Origin of the sequence: Nocardia sp. NBC_00403 (assembly GCF_036046055.1) — a bacterium.
Classification (GTDB): domain Bacteria; phylum Actinomycetota; class Actinomycetes; order Mycobacteriales; family Mycobacteriaceae; genus Nocardia.
This window is the reverse complement of the sequence record NZ_CP107939.1, coordinates 3581479-3600888: the sequence shown is the minus strand read 5'-3', so window position 1 is coordinate 3600888 and position 19410 is coordinate 3581479. Positions and strand designations below refer to the sequence as shown.

The following is a 19410-nucleotide window of genomic DNA, read 5'->3' as shown; positions in this document are numbered from 1 at the left end:
CTGGCAATCAAGCTGGTGGCCCATCGGCGTAGGCGGCTGCCGCTCAACGATCCGTTCGCGGGAATCGCTTCGAGCGGTGGAGGCTTGATCCGGCGAGATTCAGACACCACGATTCAACGACGCGTGAACTCTCCGTCGACAACCCCGCTGACAAACCCATCTCACTCGACTGGTTTGAAGACCAGCACAGGACCAGTCGGATCTTTGCTGTCGCGCACCCCGACCGTGCCGCCGCCAAGGAATGCGACCTCGACACACTCCCCACCCTGACTGCTGTAGCCGCTCTTGAACCACTCGGCGTTCGGCATGCTCACCGAGGTAACCCCTTGGCGATCTTGGACAGTTAAGCGCGGGTCTTGGCCACGCTGAGCGTGGACCGCTCTATATCGACCCACAACCGACGATACCGTGCCACCTTGGTCGGGCTTCTCGAAATACAGTGCGCTGCCAGCTCCCGCTTCGACGTACAGCCGAAACGCCGTTGGGGATTCGCAATCGGCAGGCGAATCTGAAATGGATAGGACTCCAGGCTCTTTCGAAGAGAACTGTCCCTCGGTTATTGCGACATGGCATTCGAGGTACCCGCCGGGCTGCGACGACTGCCGGACCTCAGCGATCCGGCGACCGAAACTGCGGAATGAGCAAAACCGCGAGTTGCCAGGCCGCCTTACGTCATCGTCCACCTTCACGGGCCACCGTCGCGGTGCACCGGGCGACGCGAGTATCGAGCACGCCGATCCGACCGGATCTCGCGAAGCGTGGACGCGGCGCGACCGGTGGTGGGAAGCTCGATGTACGGCAGGTGTCGGCGAGGAAGCGAGACACACAGTGGACAAGGCGAGTGCAGCTGCCGGGGGCAACGGCAGAGTGGTGAGCGCGGGGCGGCCGGAGGACATCCGGAATGTGGTGCTGGTCGGGCACAGCGGGTCGGGGAAAACGACGCTGGTCGAGGCGTTGGCGCTGACGACCGGGGCGGTGAACCGGGCGGGGCGGGTCGAGGACGGCACCTCGCTGTCGGATTACGACGAGATCGAGCATCGTCAGCATCGGTCGGTGCAGTTGTCGGTGGTGCCGATCTCCTGGGCGGGGATCAAGATCAATCTGGTGGACACGCCCGGCTATGCCGATTTCGTCGGTGAGCTGCGTGCGGGCCTGCGGGCGGCGGACGCGGCGCTGTTCGTCGTTTCCGCGGCGGAGGGTGCCGAGGCGGTCAGTGGTGCGACCCGCGCGCTGTGGGAGGAATGCGCAGCGGTCGGGATGCCGCGCGCGATCGTGATCACCCACCTGGACACCGCACGCGCCGATTTCGACGAGATGACCGAGACCTGTCGCGCCGTTCTCGGTGACGGTTCGTCGGAAAACATTCTGCCGCTGCATCTTCCGGTGTACGGGCCGAAAAGCCTCGACGGTCATCGACCGGTCACGGGGCTGGTCGAGCTGCTGCCGCACTGCGTGGTCGACTACTCCTCCGGTGAATGCACGCAGATCGAACCCTCCGTCGATCAGGTGACGGCGTTGGAGGAAGCGCGCAACCGCCTCATCGAGGGCATCATCGCCGAGAGCGAGGACGAATCGCTCATGGAGCGCTACCTCGGCGGCGAGGAGATCGATCTCGCCACGCTCGTCACCGACCTCGAACGCGCGGTCGCCCGCGGCAGCTTCCATCCCGTGCTGTTCGGCGCGCAAGCGCCGGAGGGCGCGAAACAAGGCCTCGGCACCGTCGAACTGCTCGACCTGATCACCGGCGGCTTCCCGACCCCGGCGGAGCACACCGTCTCCGCGATCACCACCACCAATGGCGCCGCGCGGCAGCCGCTGCACTGCGACCCGGCGGGCGTGCTGGCCGCCGAGGTGATCCGGACGGCATCTGACCCCTACGTCGGCCGGGTGTCGCTGGTTCGGGTCTTCTCCGGCACCCTGCACGCCGACGACACCGTGCACGTATGCGGTCACGGGCACGAGGACCGCGGCCACGAGAACCACGATGTGGATGAACGGATCGGCGGGGTCACCGCACCGTTCGGCAAACAACAGCGCCCGCTCGGGCAGGCGATCGCGGGCGACATCGCCTACGTCACCAAACTCACCAGCGCCGAGACCGGCGACACCCTGTCCGGCACTGCGGCGCCGCTGCTCATCGAACCGTGGCCGATGCCGGATCCGCTGCTCCCCATTGCCATTCGGGCCCGCAGCAAGGCCGATGAGGACAAGCTCTCCTCCGGCCTCGCGCGTCTGGTCGCCGAGGATCCCGCGGTGCGGTTGGAGCAGAACGGCGACACTCACCAGATCGTGCTGTGGTGCCTCGGCGAGGCGCACCGCGATGTCGCGCTGGAGCGGTTGCGCACCCGATTCGGGGTTCAGGTCGACGTTATCGATCACCAGGTCGCGCTGCGGGAGACGTTCGCGGGCAAGGCAACCGCGCGCGGCAGGCACGTCAAACAGTCCGGCGGCCACGGGCAATACGCCGTCTGCGAGATCGAGGTGGAGCCACTGCCCGGCGGGTCCGGCATCGAGTTCGTCGACAAGGTGGTCGGCGGCGTCGTTCCGCGCCAATTCATTCCGTCGGTGGAGAAGGGCATCCGTGCGCAGGCGCTGCGCGGTGTGGCGGCAGGTTATCCCCTTACCGATGTGCGGGTCACGCTCTTCGACGGCAAGGCGCACTCGGTCGATTCCTCCGATGCTGCCTTCCAAACCGCGGGTGCGCTCGCCCTGCGCGAGGCCGCGACCGCGGCGGGCATCGCGCTGCTCGAACCGCTCGACGAGGTCTGGGTCGTCGTCTCCGACGACTACGTCGGCCCGGTCCTCACCGATTTGTCCAGCCGCCGCGGTCGTGTCCTTGGCACCGAACCGCACGGCATCGGCCGCACCCGCATCCACGCCGAGGTCCCCGAACTCGAACTCAGCCGCTACGCCATCGACCTGCGTTCCCTCTCACACGGCACGGGTGACTTCAGCCGCACCTACACCCGGCACGAGCAAATGCCCCAGTCGATTGCCACCGCTGTCCGCGGGCAGGCCACGGTCCGGACCTAGCCGCCACCGCTGCGACTTCTCCCTGCGGCCATCCGTCGTGTGCTGTGGCCACGCGCTCAGGTTTGCAATCAGCCGATCTCCGTCGACGGGCCACCAACAGCAGACTCAACGGCCCCACCGAGTCCGACCACGATGCTCGCCTGCTCGACTCGGGTGGCAGCGTCAACATTCTGGTGGGTACGGAAAGCACAGCGGCGGCATGAGCATAGGTGCTGGTTCCGCCGTTTCAGCGACAGGTCCGGGCGGTACGGCGGCCTCGGTGGTCGGTGTGGGCTGGGGCGGCACTACTGCGTCCTGGTGCGACGACGAGCAAGCGGCGGCCAGCAACCACAGCGCGACAAAGGCGCCCACGATGACAGCCACCGCCGCCAGCTGCTGCGGAAGATGCCGGTTGACCTGCACCGGGCCGGTGGCCTGGGCTGGGAGAAGCTGACGGATGGACAGCGCAGGTCGAGTCGCCTGAGCTGGGAAAAGCTGACGAATGGACAGCGCAGGTCGAAGCGATGGCATGCGGAGCCGACGTTCGTTGACGACCGGCTTGGTTCGGCCCGGCAACAGTCTCGGTGCGGTTTGTGACGGTAACCAGCTCTCGGCGGGTGGCTGCGCGCTGACCGGGCGCGACAGCATGTCGTCATAGTCCTCGTCGTAGTCGTAGTCGTAGTCGTAGTCGTAGCTATCGGCATCGGCATCGGCATCGGCATCGGCATCGGCATCGGCATCGGCATCGATCCACGACGACCATTGGCCGGTGAAGGACGACTCCGGACCGTCGGATTCCGCCGGCTCCACATCACTCGCATCGACTTCGGTCTCGTACTGCCGGCCCCGGTATGGTGCCGGGGTTCGGTACGACTGCGCCGGATCCACATCGAGATCGTGGATGGTCGACGACACGTGATGATCTGCATGGAAAGTGCTCGGCGACGGCGGCTCGACCTCGGAATCCGGCACGATCAACGGCGACTGACCATCCAGAAACGACGATCTTCCTGGCGGCTCCATCTCGGTGTCAGGTGTGATCCATGGTGGCGGGACCACCGCGGGCGCCCCCCGTTGCTGCCCGCTCGAGTCCGGAGCACTTCGCCCCTCCACGGTCGACCACGCGCCGGGTGCGTCTGTGACGAGTTGCGTGTCTGTGCAGCTTCCGGCGGTAGCACTCGCACCGGAATGCGACATCGACGCCGCCCCGGCGGCGTCGGATACATCGTCGGTCCGGCGATGATCCACGCGGGTGGACAGGGAGCGGCGCGGGCTCTGATCATCCAGTGGTCGCACCGGAGGCCCGAACCGCGTTACCTGTTCCGACTCGTCCGGTTGCACCCGCAGGAGAGTCGCCGCCTGCGGCAACTCCGATTGGTCCGACGCAGGCATCGACTGATCTTCGTCCGGCGGACAGTCGAGTTCGGCCGAGCGCACCGAGCCGGATGGGGCCGCGGCCACTGCGAGCAGCGACGAGGTCGGCGAGTGATCCAGATCGGTCGGGCACGGCGGCCCGCTCGAACCCGCATCCGGGCGTGTCTGCGACGGAAAGCCCTCCGCGACCAGGTCTTCACGGGTGACCAGATCGGACATGTGCAAGTCACCGAGCAACGCGTGCACGTCCTCGGCGGACCAGATCAGCCGTCGGTTCGCGGTGCGGATGAACCAGGCACGCAGCTGACCGGGAGTCGACCCCAACACCACCGGGAATTCGTCGTGCGGCGATTCGACATTCGACATGATCCCCGCTTCCGCGGGCGGCACCACGACCATCAGCCCGTCGACATGGGCGTCGACATGGCGCTCACGAACCAGTTCTTTCAGCCTGGAGACAGCATTCGTCATCTGATCGAACAGGCTGCTGTCGTCAGGCACCTGGCTCTGATCACCCTCGAACCTGGGCTGTCGCCCATCGGCCCACACCGGCAAGCCACCGGTGGCGGCCACCGGAACGGCCGCTTTCGCTCCGATCACGACCACTGCCTGCGGCGTGATCACCACCAGATCGGTTTCTGTCACATGGTCCGCGCGGCCAGGCCCTGGGATAGAACACCCAGGAATCGCCAATCCCACAATGATGCTTTGCCCGGTCCATGTCCGCATCCAGTCGAGCACTCGCTGCTCGAATCCCGGTATCGCCGTTCGCTCGTTGATGACCCGCATCGACGGCCACCCTTCATCGCGTCCACGCTATCGACCGCTCAAAGATATTCGATGCGAGGGCCAGTTGGAAATCCGAAAGGCACTGCAAGAGCAGGGCATTGGCGGCACAAGGGCGGTCATAGGCCAGCGCGTCGGACGAATTCGATCACTGCCTGTCCGTCGCCGTTCAGGCGCGGATCTGGAACGACCCTCGTGTATCGCATTCGAACCCGGTGGACTGTTCGCCCGATCCGCGCCTCGGTGGCCGCCGCGGCCACGGTAGCGAAGGCGCTACCGTGTGCGTCGCCGTACCGCACGAGCAAGGCCTGGTGGTCGAGCGTGTGTGATCGCGATCATCTCGTATCGGCGAGCAGGCCGCATCGCGATCACTCGAACCACGCCCGTCCCGCCGCCGACCGGGCTATACGCAGCCACTATCCTGAGAGACATGGCAGTAGGCAAGGGCGGCACCCCGTCGAAGGAAGCGAAGGCCGCGGCGAAAGCGGCGCGCAAGCAGCAGTCGAAAGAACGCCGCCAGCAGTTGTGGCAGGCGTTCCAGATGCAGCGCAAGGAAGACAAGCTGCTGCTGCCCTTGATGATCGGCGCCGTGGTCGGCATCACGGCCGTATTCGTGGTGGTCGGCCTGATCTTCGGATTGCAGTGGTTCCTGCTGCCGCTCGGCCTGCTGCTCGGTGTGCTCGTGGCGTTCATCATCTTCGGGCGGCGCGTACAGAAGAACGTCTACGCCAAGGCCGAGGGCCAGGCGGGCGCCGGGGCGTGGGTGCTGGAGAACCTGCAGGGCAAGTGGCGGGTCAGCAACGGCATCGCGGCGACCACCCAGCTGGACGCCGTGCACCGGGTGATCGGCCTGCCCGGGGTGATCCTGATCGGCGAGGGTTCCCCGCAGCGGTTGAAATCGCTGATTGCGCAGGAGAAGAAGCGCACCGCGCGACTCATCGGCGACACCCCGATCTACGACATCATCATCGGTAACGACGAGGGCCAGGTATCGCTGAAGGAGCTGCAGCGCCACCTCACCAAGCTGCCCCGCAATATCGACGTCAAGCGCATGGACCTCATCGAGGGCAGGCTCAGCGCCCTCAACGCGCGCAGCGGCCCGGCTCTGCCGAAGGGCCCGATGCCCGCGGGCGCCAAGATGCGCGGCGTGCAGCGCAGCATCCGCAGGCGCTGACCAAGCGCGGTAAGAATTTCGAAAGGCCCGCGTCCCGGGAATCCGGACGCGGGCCTTCGGTTGTTCGGTGCCGTTACGCCGACTTTTCCCTGGTGAGCAGCCAAGTGATCCGGTCGTAGGCGAGCAGGTGATAGACCACGAGCGCCGCCCCCGACACCAGTGCCCACCGCGGCAGCCCCGCGGCCCACAGGAGGGCGGCTCCGCCGAACAGCACGCCAACCTCGACCGCGAGGCGGACCGGACCGGCCACCGCGACCGGCGCCGCACCGCTTCGGCTCGGGTCACCAGGAACGGCGAACGTGCCCCACAGCGCGGCGGCCACGATCGGCAGCGCCACCACCAGGATGAACCGCCAGGGCGATTCGAAGACCCGCCAGCCGTACACCCCGAAGGAAGCGATTGCGGTGAGTTCGAGGAGTAAGCGAACGGCGAGCAACGCCGGATTCAATGACACCCGCAGAGCCTACCGACGCGGGGTCGCCATTGCCCGGCCGTTTTCGGACATCTGCAGTCCACAGCGAATGATGCAGCCTCTCGATCGCCTCGCGGTCGGACGGTCTCGAACCCGCGTTTGGGCCGTAACGTGACGCCGCGTCAGCGCGCGCGGGCGACCGCGGTCCCGGTGGCCCGGTCGTGCATGCCGCGACCGTCGGCATCGGTGAACAGCGCGGGCACCACGAATACCAGCAGCGCCTGCCGAGCCAGCGCACGCACGAAACCGACACCTACCGGCGCATCGACCCGGATCACCCGCAGCCGAAGGAAGTACTGCCCCGGTGTGTAACCGAACAACGTGACCGCACCCACACCGATCACGAACCAGATCAGCAGGGTCGAGCTGGAGGCCGAGCCGCCGCGCACGATCAACAGCGAGATCCCGACCGCGATCATCCAGTCCACGAACAGCGCGGCGATCCGGCGTCCAATGCCGGGCAACGACCCGGGACCCGACTGCGGCAGACCGAGGTACTGACCGGGGAACTCAGGGGTTTCCGGGTCATCCGGGTCCGTCGGGGGTCCCGAGAGCCATGATCCGGTGCTGCGTGCCATACCCCCACAATAAGCGCGCCCAACCGGCCGTCTGGCACCGCATAAGCAGAGTTCAGGTCGGTGGGTGTTGCCAGGGATGGGAGGATTACCATGCTGTTCGAGCCCGGGTGGTCAGCGCCACCCGGCCAGCCGCACGTGTAACACTGGCGAAACACAGCCTTGACTGCCGGGAAACACCGCATCCATAGCGTCTGGTCGCGACGAACCCATGCAATCGACACGGGCTGGGAACCGATCCGTAAGGAGTACAAGTGACGTTCAGCACGGCCGACGAGGTCATCAAATTCCTCGCTGACGAGGAAGTCGAGTATGTCGACATCCGCTTCAGCGATCTTCCTGGTGTACAACAGCACTTCTCGATTCCCGCGAAGGCGTTCACCACCGACCTCGCAGAGGAAGGGCTCGCGTTCGACGGCTCCTCCGTCCGTGGCTTCCAGTCGATCGACGAGTCGGACATGCTCCTACTCCCCGACTTCAGCACCGCGCGACTGGACCCGTTCCGCGCCGCGAAGACCCTGAACCTCAACTTCTTCGTGCACGACCCGTTCACCCGCGAGGCCTACAGCCGCGACCCGCGCAACATCGCGCGCAAGGCCGAGGAGTACCTGCGTTCGACCGGTATCGCCGACACCGCCTACTTCGGCGCCGAGGCGGAGTTCTATATCTTCGACTCGGTGCGCTACGAATCGGGGATGAACGGCGCGTTCTACGAGATCGACTCGATCTCGGGTTCGTGGAACACCGGCGCGGAGTTCAACCCGGACGGCACCCGCAACCGCGGTTACAAGGTTCGCAACAAGGGCGGTTACTTCCCGGTCGCTCCGTACGACCACTACGTCGACCTGCGCGACAAGATCTCGACCAACCTGCAGGAAGCGGGCTTCGAGCTGGAGCGCGGCCACCACGAGGTCGGCACCGCCGGTCAGGCCGAGATCAACTACAAGTTCGGCACCCTGCTTTCGGCCGCCGACGACCTGCAGCTGTTCAAGTACATCGTGAAGAACACCGCATGGCAGGAAGGCAAGACCGTCACCTTCATGCCGAAGCCGCTCTTCGGTGACAACGGCTCGGGCATGCACGTGCACCAGTCGCTGTGGAAGGACGGCAAGCCGCTGTTCCACGACGAGGCCGGTTACGCGGGTCTGTCGGATCTGGCGCGTCACTACATCGGGGGCATCCTGCACCATGCCCCGTCGTTGCTGGCGTTCACCAACCCGACCGTGAACTCCTACCACCGTCTGGTTCCCGGCTACGAGGCCCCCATCAACCTGGTGTACTCGCAGCGCAACCGCTCGGCTGCCGTGCGTATCCCGGTCACCGGCAACAACCCGAAGGCCAAGCGCATCGAGTTCCGCGCGCCGGACTCCTCGGGCAACCCGTACCTGGCCTTCGCCGCCATGATGATGGCGGGCCTGGACGGCATCAAGCGCAAGCTCGAGCCGATGGCCCCGGTCGACAAGGACCTCTACGAGCTCCCGCCGGAGGAGGCCAAGAACATCCCCCAGGCCCCCACCAGCCTGGCGTCGGTCATCGACAAGCTCGAGCAGGACCACGACTACCTCACCGAAGGCAACGTCTTCACCGAGGACCTGATCGAGACCTGGATCTCCATCAAGCGCGAGCAGGAAATCGCCCCGGTGAACCTCCGCCCGCACCCGTACGAGTTCGAGCTCTACTTCGACGTGTAAGCCTGACCTGCACGAATAGGCCTACTTGGCCCGTTTCGTACGCAGTTCATACGCAGTAGACGGCATCGAGTCCATCCGTTCCGTGATCACAGACGAGATCACGCGGCGGGTGGACTCGTCCGTATCCGGCCACAGATGCCCGTACGTGTCGAGAGTCGTCTTCGCCGTCGCGTGCCGCATTCTGGCCTGAACCACCTTGATGTTCGCCCCGTTCGCAATCAGCAGCGACGCCAGGTAGTGACGCAGGTCCTGAAACCCGAACTCCTCGGGAAGGCCGACTACATCCCCGCGCACCGCCCGTAGCGCACGATCGATCTGCCAGGGCGGGACCGACTTGCCGTCGTCATCGGTGAGTACACGCTCCCCCGGACGTTGCTGAACAGCTGACGACAGCAAAAGAGCGAGTTCACGCGGTATCGGGATAGGAGCTTCGGAGCCATCCGTCTTCAGCTCCCTGGCGGGCCACTGTTGTTTCGGGTGGACGACACCCCGCACGAAATCAACATCCAGCACCCGCAGTCCGCACGCTTCGGAGATGCGGAGTCCAGCGAAAGCCCCGAGCAGGATCGCGGGCCGCAAATGCGCTGGCATCAGGTCGTGGAGCGCCCAAACCTGTTCGGTGGTAGCGCAATAGACCTTCTGCTTGCCCATCGGCGGAGTCGTCCGTTTCGAGCACGGATTGCGCGCCAGGATGCCGTCCAGCACAGCATCACTGAGGATCTGAGACAGCCGACCGTGCAACGCGTAGATATAGCTGGGCTCGTGACCGCGGGCCTTGAGCTTGGCCGTCCACGTCTTGATTGCGGACGGCCGGATGGCTGCCAGCTGCACACCACCGAACTCCGCGTTGATCTGGGCAATGTGGACGCGGGCCTGGCGCACAGTTCCGTCCCGGTTGTTGGCGTAGCCGCGGAGCCACTCCTCACACCATTCCGAAACCGTGCGCCGCATGTCCTTCGGCGCAACGTGCGTGCCCTGCACCAGCGAGGACATCTGACCATTCAGCCATGTCTTTGCATCAGTCTTGCGGGCGAAGGTCTTCGAATGCTCCTGACCGGTGTCATCCACATACCTCGCACGCCAACGCTTCCACTTGCCATGGATCGCGGAAGGCACTCGCTGCATCGAGCCATCCGGTAGACGTTTCTCCTTGGTCCAGAGGTCTTCGATACCGGAGCGGCGATTACGTCGAGTAGCCACTATGCCGCTGCCGGGTTGCTACCGGTGGCCTGCTCCTGTTCGGCGATCCAGGCCAGCACGACGGACTTTCGCCAGACCCGTCGACGCGGACCCAGCTTGAACGATTCCGGGCCACGGCCGACGTGCGCCCACCACCGCCACGTTGCTTCTGGAATCCCGGTCAGTTCCTCACACTGCTTGGCCCGGAGGAACACGTCATTCTCGATCATCGCTGGATACCTTCCTATGCTGCTGATTGCTGAACAGTCGAAAACTCTTGCGACACAACGGTTCCCCAGGTATCTCCTGGTGGCCCCTCGGTCCTGGCGAGCCGCGCTTTGGTGTAGTCGGCGCGTTGGTTGATCCGGGCAGCCACCAGCGCCATGACCAGATGCGACCGCGGTGGCGCGTCCTTGTCGCCAGGCCCAACCGGTGTGATCCGCAGATGCGAGGTATCCGGCGGGTAGATGCCGACAGCGGCGAGTTGCTGGCGGACGAAGTCGAGGCGATCAGCTTTGTGATCGGGAATCGTTTTGCCCGACCACTTGCCCGAGTTCAAGCAACGTCGACCGGGCAGGCCGAGGGTGTCGCGGCGGTGCGCACGGCCTTTGCACTTGCCCGGCTGGGTCTTCTCGGTGGCGCCTTTCGGGACGATGCCGTAGCGCAACCACACACCACACCGAGGCGAGCACGGAGTCTGCTGCAGCTCGGCGTGGAGCCGGTCGTAATGCACCGCAACGCGAGTCGAGTCGGTCTCCAGGACTTCCCCGATGGACTTGGTCAGGTATTTGGTCAGATACCGGACCTTGATGTCCATCTCTTCCGTGCCGCCGAGGATCTGCACCGCCTTGGACTGACCACCGAACTTCAGCGTGTGGGCCGGTTCGAGGTCACCGACCGAATCCATCGTTTCCAGCGCGTCATCCCAATAGGTGAGCGGCTTGTGGGTGCGGGGGTCGGTGAAAGTGCCGGCCTTGTAGTCCCACTGCGGCATATTCGCATCGCTGTACACGGGCTTGTCGAAGTGCGGCCACCAAATGTTGACGTAAGTCGCCGCGGTGACCTGATACAGCAACTGCGAGGGGATCGAACCCCGGATAGCGATATGCAGGTGCGGGGCACCACGTTTCTGTGGTTCCACGGTCGCGAAGTATTGGACGTTCCAGCCGACCGCCCGGCGCAGGTTCTGCATGAACCGGTCGAACAACCGGGCGAAGTGGATGGTGTCGCGGGCCTGACGGGTGTAGTCGTAGGACTCCGGGTCACGCGGGGAACCATCGGAGACCATCTTCCCGGTCTTGGGGTCGCGGACCTTGTTGATGTGCCCGTACGAGTCCAGGGTGATAGTGAAGAACGTCGAGGGCCGATACTTACCGTCCGCGTACGCGGCGCCCACGGTCAGGGCCTTGTTGACCTTCTTGCGTGGCAGGTCCGGCACGTCGTCACGGCGGCGCGTGGACTTCGCTTTACGGCGGGGCTTGGCGTCCAGCGGTGGGAGCTTGCCCCGGACACCGAGTGCACGCAGCTCGACATCCATATCGGCCACCAACGCTTTGATCGCATCGGCGAGTTCGTCATCACCGTCGCGGCGAGCATCGTGATAGTCGGTGAAAAACATTGCGCGACCGGCTAATACGTCTTGCTGGGCTTGGGTCGGTTCGGTTGTGGTGTCGACGGGTTCGTGTTCGGTGCACCAGCCTTCGCGCAGCTGGGTCATGCGCAGATACCGGTTGGCTTTCGCGCAGGCCGGACAGGTCGTGGCGTTCGTGGACTTGCAGGGGGCGCCGACATAAGAGGTGCGGGAGGTGATCGGATCGAACGCCCGCATCGGCACGACCCGAGCGCACACGCCTTCTTTTTCGGCGGCTGATTCGGCGATGTCGTTGATGTCGGGCATCGCGCGTCGGTCGGCGGCGGTTTCCCGGTTGGGGGCGATACCGATGATCGGTGCAGCCATAACGTGTTGTCCCCCTTCGTGTTTCGGAATTCGACTGATCAGTGCCCGGAGGCCGGATCAGGGGTTGGTGTCCCCGGTCCGGCCTCCGTCGACCATGTCGGTCATGCCACGTCGTCCAAGTCGTTCGATAGTGCGGCAATTGCTGGTGAATCTTGTTGGTGGAGAATGATTTCCACCGTTCCAGGGCCGATCAAGGCGGCGTCACAGCCACGTGCGCCGAAGGTGCCGGCGAGCTGGATGGTGCGGTTTTCGTAGTCGGCGGGGCAGTGTCCGTCGAGCATCCGCACCCGAACCCGGTCGGTGGCCTCACCGATACGAACCGACAACAACCGCGGAACACGGATGGCGCCGTCGTCAGTCGTGCGGGTGAGGCGGGCGGTGGTCATGAGACGGGTCCAACGGCGCCGGTAGCGGTACCAGGCGAGGTAGCGGGCACGAACCGGGGAAACGATCGACCGGGTCATTTCGGTGTCCCTCTCTCGGGTGGTGCGAACAGGGTCAGCTGTCCTGGGCAGGGTTCGTGCAGGTTCTTGCGTTTGGGACGCGGCTTCCGGATCGACGCTGCTGCCTTCGCAACGATCCGATTCGTTGAATTCCGTTGTTGCGAAACAGGTTTCGCAGTGCCGCTCATGACAGGTCTTCCCAGTCGTGCTCGCCGCCTGTCGCCTGTCGGATTGCGGCTTGCAGCACACCAACTACCGCGATGGCGTCGTCTACGGTCATGGCCAGATGCAGCACGGCGGCAAAGTTGTGTTCCTTGTGCAGGGTCACCTGGATCTGTCGCTGCTGGGTGGCGTCGGGAAGGTAGTTGGCGAATACCTCGCACGATTCGCGCAGATGCCCACGATCGGCGGAGACCAGCACCCGGTGAAAGTCCATACCCCGCTCCGGTTTCCAATAGCCGTGTGAAGACCCGTGGCTGTTCATGCCGCCCAGTCCCCACCGTCGTAGTCATCGCTGCCCCAAGCCGGCAGTGTCCCGGTTTCGGCGAGCACGTGAACCGCGACCGTGACGGGATCGAGGCCACGGGCTTGCAGCTGGCAGCGGCGACGGGCTTGCAGGTCGATGACGTTGTCGTCGTAACGGCTGCTGGTGTTCATGACAGGACCTCGGTTTCGGAGATGCCGCACACGGTGCAGGTGCGGGAATGGGTGGTTTTGGTGAGCCGCCGCAGGGAGATACGGCGTTCGGGGAAGGTGTGACCGTGTTCGGTGCAGCGGGCCAATGCTTGGCAGCCGTCGCAGAGAACCTTGTCGCCGTCATAGGCCCAGCCGACACCAGCGGATCGGGCGTTGAGGTAGCCGACAGCCTGATTGACCGTGTCGAAACAGATACCCTCACCGGTGTTCTCGGTGTAGGTGTCGCCGCAGCCGTCGCAGTAGATGACCACATGGCACTCCATGACAAACCCTGTCCTCATGCCGCACGCCCCTGGGCGAACGCGTCCAGGTCGACCGGGCGAGGGATCGGCTTGTACTGCGCCACGATCCGGTCCACATCGGCGTCGGTGACCATGAACGCCCGAGCCCGCTGGAAACCAGCCTTACCGTCCTCCTGCACATAGCAAACGCCCGGTGTCGTATGCGGGATCCGGTCACAGTACGAGCCGCGGTTACGGGCGCCCTGGCCGTGGATCATGGCGACCTGGGCGGCTTCGTCCATCCGCATACCGACCCGGTACGGAAGCAACTGCCGTTGCGGCACATTCTCTTTCGACGGATCGATCACCGTCTCGATCACCGAATACAACGGTGCGCGTCCCTGCGACAGCAGCAGACCATGAGCGCGTTCGAACCGCGCCTGCTTCTTCGGGTCCGAGAACGCCGAGAGCGTCGCCGCCTCATCGATGATCGTGACAACCAAGGGGTTCTGCGGTGTAGGAACGGGTTTGCGGACCTTGCCGCGGTAGCGTTGCGTGGCTTCTTGAAGATCGGTGACGGTCTCCTCGAGCAGTCCGACCATTTCCTCTTCGCCGGTGCAGGCGAACCGGGTGCACAGTGGTTCCAGGTACCCCAGCTCCATGCCGCCCTTCGGGTCGATCACCCGCAACTCCACCCGACCGGAACGGATCGCCGGACCCATGCCGTTGACCAGCGACCACAACACGCTCGACTTACCCGAACCCGTTCCGCCGGCTATCAGGACGTGACGGCCCTGGATCGGAACAGTCCAGCTCTGGCCGTCCTCGAACACTCCTGCGGTGACCGCTTCCAAATCCACGTGATCAGGCACTTCGGTCGGCACCGGCACATCAGCAGCGAGGGTGTCGTGGACTCTGACCTGGATACGGATGAATCCGGGAGACGACGAGGCCGCGGTGACTTCGGGAACGCCGAGGTACTGGGCGAACGCGTCGAGGGTGTTCTGATCGGTCCAGTCGGACAGTTTGTGGCCACCGCGCATCTGCACGTCCACATCCAGCCCGTAGGCGGTGTACTCGACATCCAGGACCGTGGGGAACCCGTCATCCTCCGAGCCGAGATCCAGCTCACGCCACAGCATCAGCTCTTGCTGGCGATCGCAGAACACCAGGATCGAAGCCTTCAACTCGACCGGTGCCGCAGCCACCCAATCGGCGACCGTTTCCTTACGAGCCGCAGGTTTCTGCCGCGACCAGTACGCCATCCGAGCCGCCATGCCCACACCACCGGCTATCGCGGCCAGTGGGGGCAACGTGGTTGCCAAACTCATCACGCCACCGCCTTGGCCTGCGTCGTTGAGGTGTGGGAGTCGAGAGCCGCGGTGACCATCTCGATCAGCTCGGCGGCCTGGTCGGGGAACATGCACAGCGATCCGTTGCCGACACAGACCATCACCATGCCGATCGCGGGGATGTAGGCGGCGGCGAGGTCAGTGCCGATAGCCTGGGAGTTCAGGCTGTAGTCACTGTGGTGAATCGTCATGAACGAACTGTGTTCTGCCATGTCAGTTGCCTCCGTTGACAGGAACCGCGACCGGCCGGACTGGTATCGGACGCGGGGGTTGGAAGGGTTGAGCCACATGCCTCGGTGGAGCGATGAGCCGGACAGGTGCCGGCGGAATCGGGGAACTCACCGGCACGGACACCGGGACGGGTTCCGGGGCCAGGGGTTCGGCGACCGGAGGTTCCGCGGTGAGTGGTTCGGGGGTCGAGGATTCGACGGGCGCGGAATCCCTTACGGGCTCAGCCGGTTCGCTCGGAACGGGTCGGTGGGTGCGCAACAGCACCGCCAGGCCGTGTGTGTCGATCAGCAGAGCAGCCGGGGCGATCACCGCGAGCACGGCAGCACCGACACCGTGACCGGACACCAGAGCGTGAGCGATGTTGCCGCCGATCGAGACCGCCGCCCCAGCGACCAGGACACGTTCGAACCACTTACGGCCGTCACTGTCGGCCAACGCCAACACAGCGATGGTGGCCTGAATGATGGTGCCGTCCACGATGACCGGGAACAGCCACGCCAACCGTTCGGGTGTATGGGCCTTCTTCGCGAGGTCCTCTAACGCCGCGAACGACAACACGAACGCGGCAACACCGATGACCACGACAACGAGAACGGCGGACCAGCGAGCCCACGCCATCCCCTTGGACTGCTGATCCGCCGCGCTCACGGTCACGCCGCCTTGGACTCAGCCACAGCCGCGGCGTGCTCTGCTGCGGCATGCTCGGTGGCGTCGTGAGCCATCACCAGCCCCGGCAGCATCTCGGCCAGGACCCGAGCGTCGTCCATCGTCAGTTGAAGCGTCGCGTAGCCCGCCTCGTCGAGGTAGACGTACACACAGGCCGGAACCTCCAAGCCGAACTCGGTTGCGCGGGCAGCCTCGTAGTGCAGCTCGATGCCCGTGGAGCGGACCGACCGAACACTCATGTACGACATGACGATCACGCAGCCTTCGCCGCGGCAGGCTGGTTGACCTTCGCGCCGGAGTTGTCGCCCTTGATGCCACCGGCATAGAAGTTGAAGCCCTGGTACTTGAACTCGCCCTGACCCATGACCTTCGGCTCGGCGAGCAGACCCTCCAGCTCGATCTGACGCATACCCGGCAACACCTCCGGTGTCGAGGGCACCGGGACGTTCTCGGCCACGAAGATCAACTGGAAGCTAGCGCGCCTGGAATTCGTCTCCGACGGATCGGTGACCGTGGCCTTCCACATCAGCAGGCCCGTGCCCTCGCCTGTCTTCACGTCGAAATCACGACGCTGCTCAGGCACTGCATTGCGATCCGGGTTGTACTTGGTCAGCGCCTCGATCTGGCCGACCAAAACCAAGCCCTGAGGGAAGGCTTCGGCGTGGGAGATGGGGAAGCGGTAGCCCTTGAGTGCCATGGTCGTATCTCCTTGTGTTGTTTGCCTTTTCGTGGCCTCGGTTAGTTCCATGCCACTTAACTGATATATACCACCCTAGTGCACCCTAGTGCGGTTAGCAATGCCTGTTGCCGGATCGTGTCCATACCGACCTATGGCAGCTGTCGGTATGCTGGCCTTATGAGTGACACCAACACCGGGCGAGCCCCATACCGGCAGGTCGTGGGGGATATCCAGAAGAAGATCAAGTCCGGAGAACTAAAGCCCGGTGACCGGATCTCATCCCAGAGAGCCCTCGCGGACGAATACGACATTGCGCCCATGACCGCGGCAAAAGCCGTACGCACGTTGTGTGACGAAGGCTGGACGTTTTCCACTCCGTCCCTGGGTGTCTTTGTCAGCGACTCCATACCAGCTGAGCAAGATCACTCACTTGCCGACGAAGTTCGGGACCTCAGATCACGGATCAGCGACCTCGCGGAACGAGTCGAGCGAATCGAAGCCAGTCAATCCGTTGATCAAGCTCATCAGTAGTTTCTGCATGTCAACTACTCTGCCGCCAGGCCAGTCCGCGAAACAGTGTCACTCGGGGTGTGGACTTGGTGACAAGGGTGATGGGCGTGTATCACCCCGGCAACACCTCGCCAACACCTATCGGCGCCAGGACACTTGTGGTGTACCGATCCCTTAAGCAGGAGCAGACGCGCGATGGCTGAACAACCCGACTGGGCACGGCGTATTCGAGCATTGCGAGAGGCCCGAGGCTACTCGCAGTCCGAAGCCGCGGCGGTCATGCGCACTCACGCAGATCGCACATTGCCGGATGCAGAGCACCTAATCCGGCGATGGAAAGCATGGGAACTGGGCGAGAACAAGCCGAGCCGCGAGTATGCGAGCTTGATCGCCGCCACTCTCGGCACGGTCACCGATTCCCTGTTTCCGCCACAATCCCGCGAACTCGACCTGTCGTTGCTCTCGGCTACTGGCATGGACACACTCGAAATCATCGGTCGCTTGCACGCCTCGGACGTCACAGACGCCACGATCGAGGCTTTGCACATCACAGTCGACAAACTCTGCTCCGAATACTCCTACACGCCACCCCAAGACCTCATAATCGAAGGTCGGCAGTGGCTCCGGCGCATCGTTGACATGCAAGAACGCCATCTCACGTTCCGGCAGCGCCGTCGTACGCTCGAACTCGCTGGATGGCTTGCACTTCTCGTTGGCTGCCTCGAATATGACCTCGGCGATAGACGAGCAGCGGACGCCACCAGAAAGATGGCGTTGAAACTGGGAACCGAGATCGAGAATCCAGGCATCCTCGGTTGGTCGCACGAGCTGCAAGCGTGGTTCGCCCTTACAAGTGGCAACTACCGGGGAGTGATCGCCGCAGCCGAGGCAGGTCAAGCCGCGGCCGGCAGCCATGGTGTCCAGGTCCAACTCATAGCCCAGGAGGCGAAAGCCCTCGCGAGAATGGGACATGCCGACGAGATGGAAGTAGCACTCGAAAGAGGTCGCCAAGTACTTGACCGCATGCCCTATCCCGACAATATCCACAATCACTTTGTAGTTGATCCCGCAAAGTTCGACTTCTATGCGATGGATTGCTACCGCCATACCGGGAACGATCGCATCGCGCGAACTCTCGCCGAAGAAGTCCTACGCAACGGACGCTCCGACTTCGACGGCACAGACCACACCCCCATGCGGAGCGCTGAGGCACGCATAACGTTGGCCGTAGCCGCAGCCCGCGAAGGCGAGCTATCCGAAGCCATCCACTACGGACGGCGAGCGATATCGACCGACCGAAAATCGGTTCCGTCATTGCTCATGGTCTCGCGCGATCTCACTGCCGTGCTCACCGACCGGTACGCAGGCGAACCCGAGGCCGATGAATACCGCCTCCAGTTGCAAGCACTCGCGCGCACTGTCCGCTAGACGTGGGGCATACGAGCCATGCCATAGCATGGCATGTGCCGTACAAAGTCAAGTATCCTTAAGCAGTCACGTGAGTGATGCCGAGCGGGCAGGACGCCGTTGCTACCGACGCCCTGCCCTGGTGGGTTTAGCTAGCCAGCCAGACTCGGCGGACCAACATGAGCGCCCCGGCGATCACGGCAGCACCGATCAAGACGATGCCGTAGTCGACCGGGGCCTTTGTTTTGCTCCGGCGATGTTTCGCCATCTCCCACCACCTCCTTCCTCGGCGCGATGCGGCCTGGACCAGCTGCCACACCGCCCCTGAGCTGGAGGTGATCCCAGCGTACTTGAGCAGTCCGAGCGGAATCGCAAGAACGGCAACCGATTCCACGACGAGGCCCCGTGTCCGACGCCCCCAGTTGCAGAGCGCCTGTCACTTCACGAAGTTGTTGCTGAATTTCGCTATATAGAGTCAAGAGCGCGCGACGGCGCATGCGCGCCGCCGCCACGCAACCGGCGTGCCTGGCTGCGCTGGCGGCCCACCGGGCGCGTCGGCAGCACGCATACGCCAACAGCGTGCACCCAGACTCCTGATTGCTCACTACAGCACCGATCCGAGCTGTGGACGTGTGCCCGGCAGCGAATTGCTGAACGGATCGCCGACCCGAACCGGCCGCCACTCTGCCCGATCGACGGCCCCCAGCGCACTGACTCTCATACGGTGCTGCCGCACGAGCTTCGCTCGCTTGCCTCATAAGACCCAGCCTGCCGAGCCCGCGTAGGAGGTCACCGAGCCGTCACCGATCAGCCGAAAAGGCCGGCCTTTTGCCCGATCACCAAGCCGCTCACCAGGTGCAAGTGAATTGCTGAACGGAATCCGCGGACAGGGTGACTGGCTATGGTTGCGTAGATCCCTGCCTCCTCATGGCCCAATTGTCTGACCTCACTCGGACGAGTCAAGGGAAAGAGCGCCCTTGACACG

At 64.3% G+C, this 19410-nt stretch carries 21 protein-coding genes; 5 read left to right on the top strand and 16 right to left on the bottom strand.

All coding sequences use genetic code 11. The features are described 5' to 3' along the window. Positions 1-161: 161 nt before the first annotated feature. Positions 162-308, bottom strand: a complete 147-nt coding sequence (locus OHQ90_RS15840; protein ID WP_328412864.1) for a DUF397 domain-containing protein — start codon at positions 306-308, stop codon at positions 162-164. A 520-nt stretch (positions 309-828) separates the two neighbouring features. Here OHQ90_RS15840 and OHQ90_RS15835 point away from each other — a divergent pair. After that, complete coding sequence (locus OHQ90_RS15835) at positions 829-3033, top strand: elongation factor G-like protein EF-G2 (RefSeq protein ID WP_442941406.1); 2205 nt, start codon at positions 829-831, stop codon at positions 3031-3033. A 162-nt stretch (positions 3034-3195) separates the two neighbouring features. On the opposite strand, the gene OHQ90_RS15830 is transcribed toward OHQ90_RS15835, so the two are convergent. After that, positions 3196-5031 (bottom strand): hypothetical protein, encoded by a 1836-nt coding sequence (locus OHQ90_RS15830; RefSeq protein ID WP_328411263.1) that lies wholly within the window; start codon positions 5029-5031, stop codon positions 3196-3198. 571 nt (positions 5032-5602) lie between these two features. Between OHQ90_RS15830 and OHQ90_RS15825 the strand changes: the two genes are divergently transcribed. Continuing rightward, positions 5603-6346: a DUF4191 domain-containing protein gene (locus tag OHQ90_RS15825; RefSeq protein WP_328411261.1), complete on the top strand. Its 744-nt coding sequence runs from the start codon at positions 5603-5605 to the stop codon at positions 6344-6346. A 73-nt stretch (positions 6347-6419) separates the two neighbouring features. Here OHQ90_RS15825 and OHQ90_RS15820 read toward each other — a convergent pair whose 3' ends face one another. Together OHQ90_RS15820 and OHQ90_RS15815 are read right to left on the bottom strand one after the other, a co-directional pair. After that, on the bottom strand, positions 6420-6800 hold the full coding sequence (locus OHQ90_RS15820; RefSeq protein ID WP_328411259.1) for a YrdB family protein: 381 nt from the start codon (positions 6798-6800) through the stop codon (positions 6420-6422). Positions 6801-6940: 140 nt separating this feature from the next. Next, complete coding sequence (locus tag OHQ90_RS15815; RefSeq protein WP_328411258.1) at positions 6941-7396, bottom strand: RDD family protein; 456 nt, start codon at positions 7394-7396, stop codon at positions 6941-6943. Positions 7397-7647: 251 nt separating this feature from the next. On the opposite strand from OHQ90_RS15815, the gene glnA reads away from it, so the two are divergent. Further along, a complete protein-coding gene (gene glnA, locus OHQ90_RS15810; RefSeq protein ID WP_328411257.1) occupies positions 7648-9084 on the top strand; it encodes a type I glutamate--ammonia ligase in 1437 nt (478 codons plus the stop codon). A 21-nt stretch (positions 9085-9105) separates the two neighbouring features. Here the strand turns inward: glnA and OHQ90_RS15805 are convergent, their stop codons facing one another. From OHQ90_RS15805 to OHQ90_RS15750, 12 genes are all read right to left on the bottom strand, one after another. Then, positions 9106-10209, bottom strand: coding sequence for a tyrosine-type recombinase/integrase (locus OHQ90_RS15805; RefSeq protein WP_328411255.1), 1104 nt, complete (start codon positions 10207-10209; stop codon positions 9106-9108). 74 nt (positions 10210-10283) lie between these two features. Next, entirely contained in the window at positions 10284-10493 is a 210-nt protein-coding gene (locus OHQ90_RS15800) for a helix-turn-helix transcriptional regulator (RefSeq protein ID WP_328411254.1), read from the bottom strand. Between the two features lie 14 nt (positions 10494-10507). Continuing rightward, complete coding sequence (locus OHQ90_RS15795) at positions 10508-12220, bottom strand: replication initiator (protein WP_328411253.1); 1713 nt, start codon at positions 12218-12220, stop codon at positions 10508-10510. Between the two features lie 101 nt (positions 12221-12321). Continuing rightward, a complete protein-coding gene (locus OHQ90_RS15790) occupies positions 12322-12684 on the bottom strand; it encodes a hypothetical protein (protein ID WP_328411252.1) in 363 nt (120 codons plus the stop codon). A 163-nt stretch (positions 12685-12847) separates the two neighbouring features. Beyond that, the gene (locus OHQ90_RS15785) at positions 12848-13099 is read right to left on the bottom strand and encodes a hypothetical protein (RefSeq protein WP_328411250.1); all 252 of its coding nucleotides are present in this window, start codon (positions 13097-13099) and stop codon (positions 12848-12850) included. A 44-nt stretch (positions 13100-13143) separates the two neighbouring features. After that, positions 13144-13320 (bottom strand): hypothetical protein, encoded by a 177-nt coding sequence (locus tag OHQ90_RS15780; protein ID WP_328411248.1) that lies wholly within the window; start codon positions 13318-13320, stop codon positions 13144-13146. Beyond that, positions 13317-13640, bottom strand: coding sequence for a hypothetical protein (locus OHQ90_RS15775; RefSeq protein WP_328411246.1), 324 nt, complete (start codon positions 13638-13640; stop codon positions 13317-13319). Before OHQ90_RS15775 ends, OHQ90_RS15780 begins: the two co-directional genes overlap by 4 nt. Next, positions 13637-14911 carry an FtsK/SpoIIIE domain-containing protein gene (locus tag OHQ90_RS15770; protein WP_328411244.1) on the bottom strand — a complete coding sequence of 425 codons (1275 nt, stop codon included), beginning with the start codon at positions 14909-14911 and terminating at the stop codon, positions 13637-13639. The genes OHQ90_RS15775 and OHQ90_RS15770 overlap by 4 nt, the downstream gene beginning before the upstream one ends. Further along, positions 14911-15123 carry a hypothetical protein gene (locus tag OHQ90_RS15765; protein ID WP_328411242.1) on the bottom strand — a complete coding sequence of 71 codons (213 nt, stop codon included), beginning with the start codon at positions 15121-15123 and terminating at the stop codon, positions 14911-14913. Before OHQ90_RS15765 ends, OHQ90_RS15770 begins: the two co-directional genes overlap by 1 nt. A gap of 22 nt (positions 15124-15145) precedes the next feature. Next, the gene (locus tag OHQ90_RS15760; protein ID WP_328411240.1) at positions 15146-15811 is read right to left on the bottom strand and encodes a DUF2637 domain-containing protein; all 666 of its coding nucleotides are present in this window, start codon (positions 15809-15811) and stop codon (positions 15146-15148) included. Positions 15812-15813: 2 nt separating this feature from the next. Further along, positions 15814-16068, bottom strand: coding sequence for a hypothetical protein (locus OHQ90_RS15755; RefSeq protein ID WP_328411238.1), 255 nt, complete (start codon positions 16066-16068; stop codon positions 15814-15816). 14 nt (positions 16069-16082) lie between these two features. Further along, positions 16083-16526 (bottom strand): hypothetical protein, encoded by a 444-nt coding sequence (locus tag OHQ90_RS15750; protein WP_328411237.1) that lies wholly within the window; start codon positions 16524-16526, stop codon positions 16083-16085. Between the two features lie 159 nt (positions 16527-16685). On the opposite strand from OHQ90_RS15750, the gene OHQ90_RS15745 reads away from it, so the two are divergent. Both OHQ90_RS15745 and OHQ90_RS15740 read left to right on the top strand, forming a co-directional pair. Beyond that, positions 16686-17039, top strand: coding sequence for a GntR family transcriptional regulator (locus OHQ90_RS15745; protein WP_328411236.1), 354 nt, complete (start codon positions 16686-16688; stop codon positions 17037-17039). 135 nt (positions 17040-17174) lie between these two features. Beyond that, complete coding sequence (locus OHQ90_RS15740; protein WP_328411235.1) at positions 17175-18446, top strand: helix-turn-helix domain-containing protein; 1272 nt, start codon at positions 17175-17177, stop codon at positions 18444-18446. Positions 18447-19410 lie beyond the last annotated feature (964 nt).

Coding starts and splice junctions, on each gene's coding strand:
- OHQ90_RS15790 (WP_328411252.1), bottom strand. CDS start 12,684: ATGACCCGGTCGATCGTTTCCCCGGTTCGTGCCCGCTACCTCGCCTGG.
- OHQ90_RS15765 (WP_328411242.1), bottom strand. CDS start 15,123: ATGACGATTCACCACAGTGACTACAGCCTGAACTCCCAGGCTATCGGC.
- OHQ90_RS15785 (WP_328411250.1), bottom strand. CDS start 13,099: ATGGACTTTCACCGGGTGCTGGTCTCCGCCGATCGTGGGCATCTGCGC.
- OHQ90_RS15795 (WP_328411253.1), bottom strand. CDS start 12,220: ATGGCTGCACCGATCATCGGTATCGCCCCCAACCGGGAAACCGCCGCC.
- OHQ90_RS15800 (WP_328411254.1), bottom strand. CDS start 10,493: ATGATCGAGAATGACGTGTTCCTCCGGGCCAAGCAGTGTGAGGAACTG.
- OHQ90_RS15805 (WP_328411255.1), bottom strand. CDS start 10,209: ATGCAGCGAGTGCCTTCCGCGATCCATGGCAAGTGGAAGCGTTGGCGT.
- OHQ90_RS15745 (WP_328411236.1), top strand. CDS start 16,686: ATGAGTGACACCAACACCGGGCGAGCCCCATACCGGCAGGTCGTGGGG.
- OHQ90_RS15825 (WP_328411261.1), top strand. CDS start 5,603: ATGGCAGTAGGCAAGGGCGGCACCCCGTCGAAGGAAGCGAAGGCCGCG.
- OHQ90_RS15755 (WP_328411238.1), bottom strand. CDS start 16,068: ATGAGTGTTCGGTCGGTCCGCTCCACGGGCATCGAGCTGCACTACGAG.
- OHQ90_RS15780 (WP_328411248.1), bottom strand. CDS start 13,320: ATGAACACCAGCAGCCGTTACGACGACAACGTCATCGACCTGCAAGCC.
- OHQ90_RS15770 (WP_328411244.1), bottom strand. CDS start 14,911: ATGAGTTTGGCAACCACGTTGCCCCCACTGGCCGCGATAGCCGGTGGT.
- OHQ90_RS15775 (WP_328411246.1), bottom strand. CDS start 13,640: ATGAGGACAGGGTTTGTCATGGAGTGCCATGTGGTCATCTACTGCGAC.
- OHQ90_RS15750 (WP_328411237.1), bottom strand. CDS start 16,526: ATGGCACTCAAGGGCTACCGCTTCCCCATCTCCCACGCCGAAGCCTTC.
- OHQ90_RS15815 (WP_328411258.1), bottom strand. CDS start 7,396: ATGGCACGCAGCACCGGATCATGGCTCTCGGGACCCCCGACGGACCCG.
- OHQ90_RS15840 (WP_328412864.1), bottom strand. CDS start 308: ATGCCGAACGCCGAGTGGTTCAAGAGCGGCTACAGCAGTCAGGGTGGG.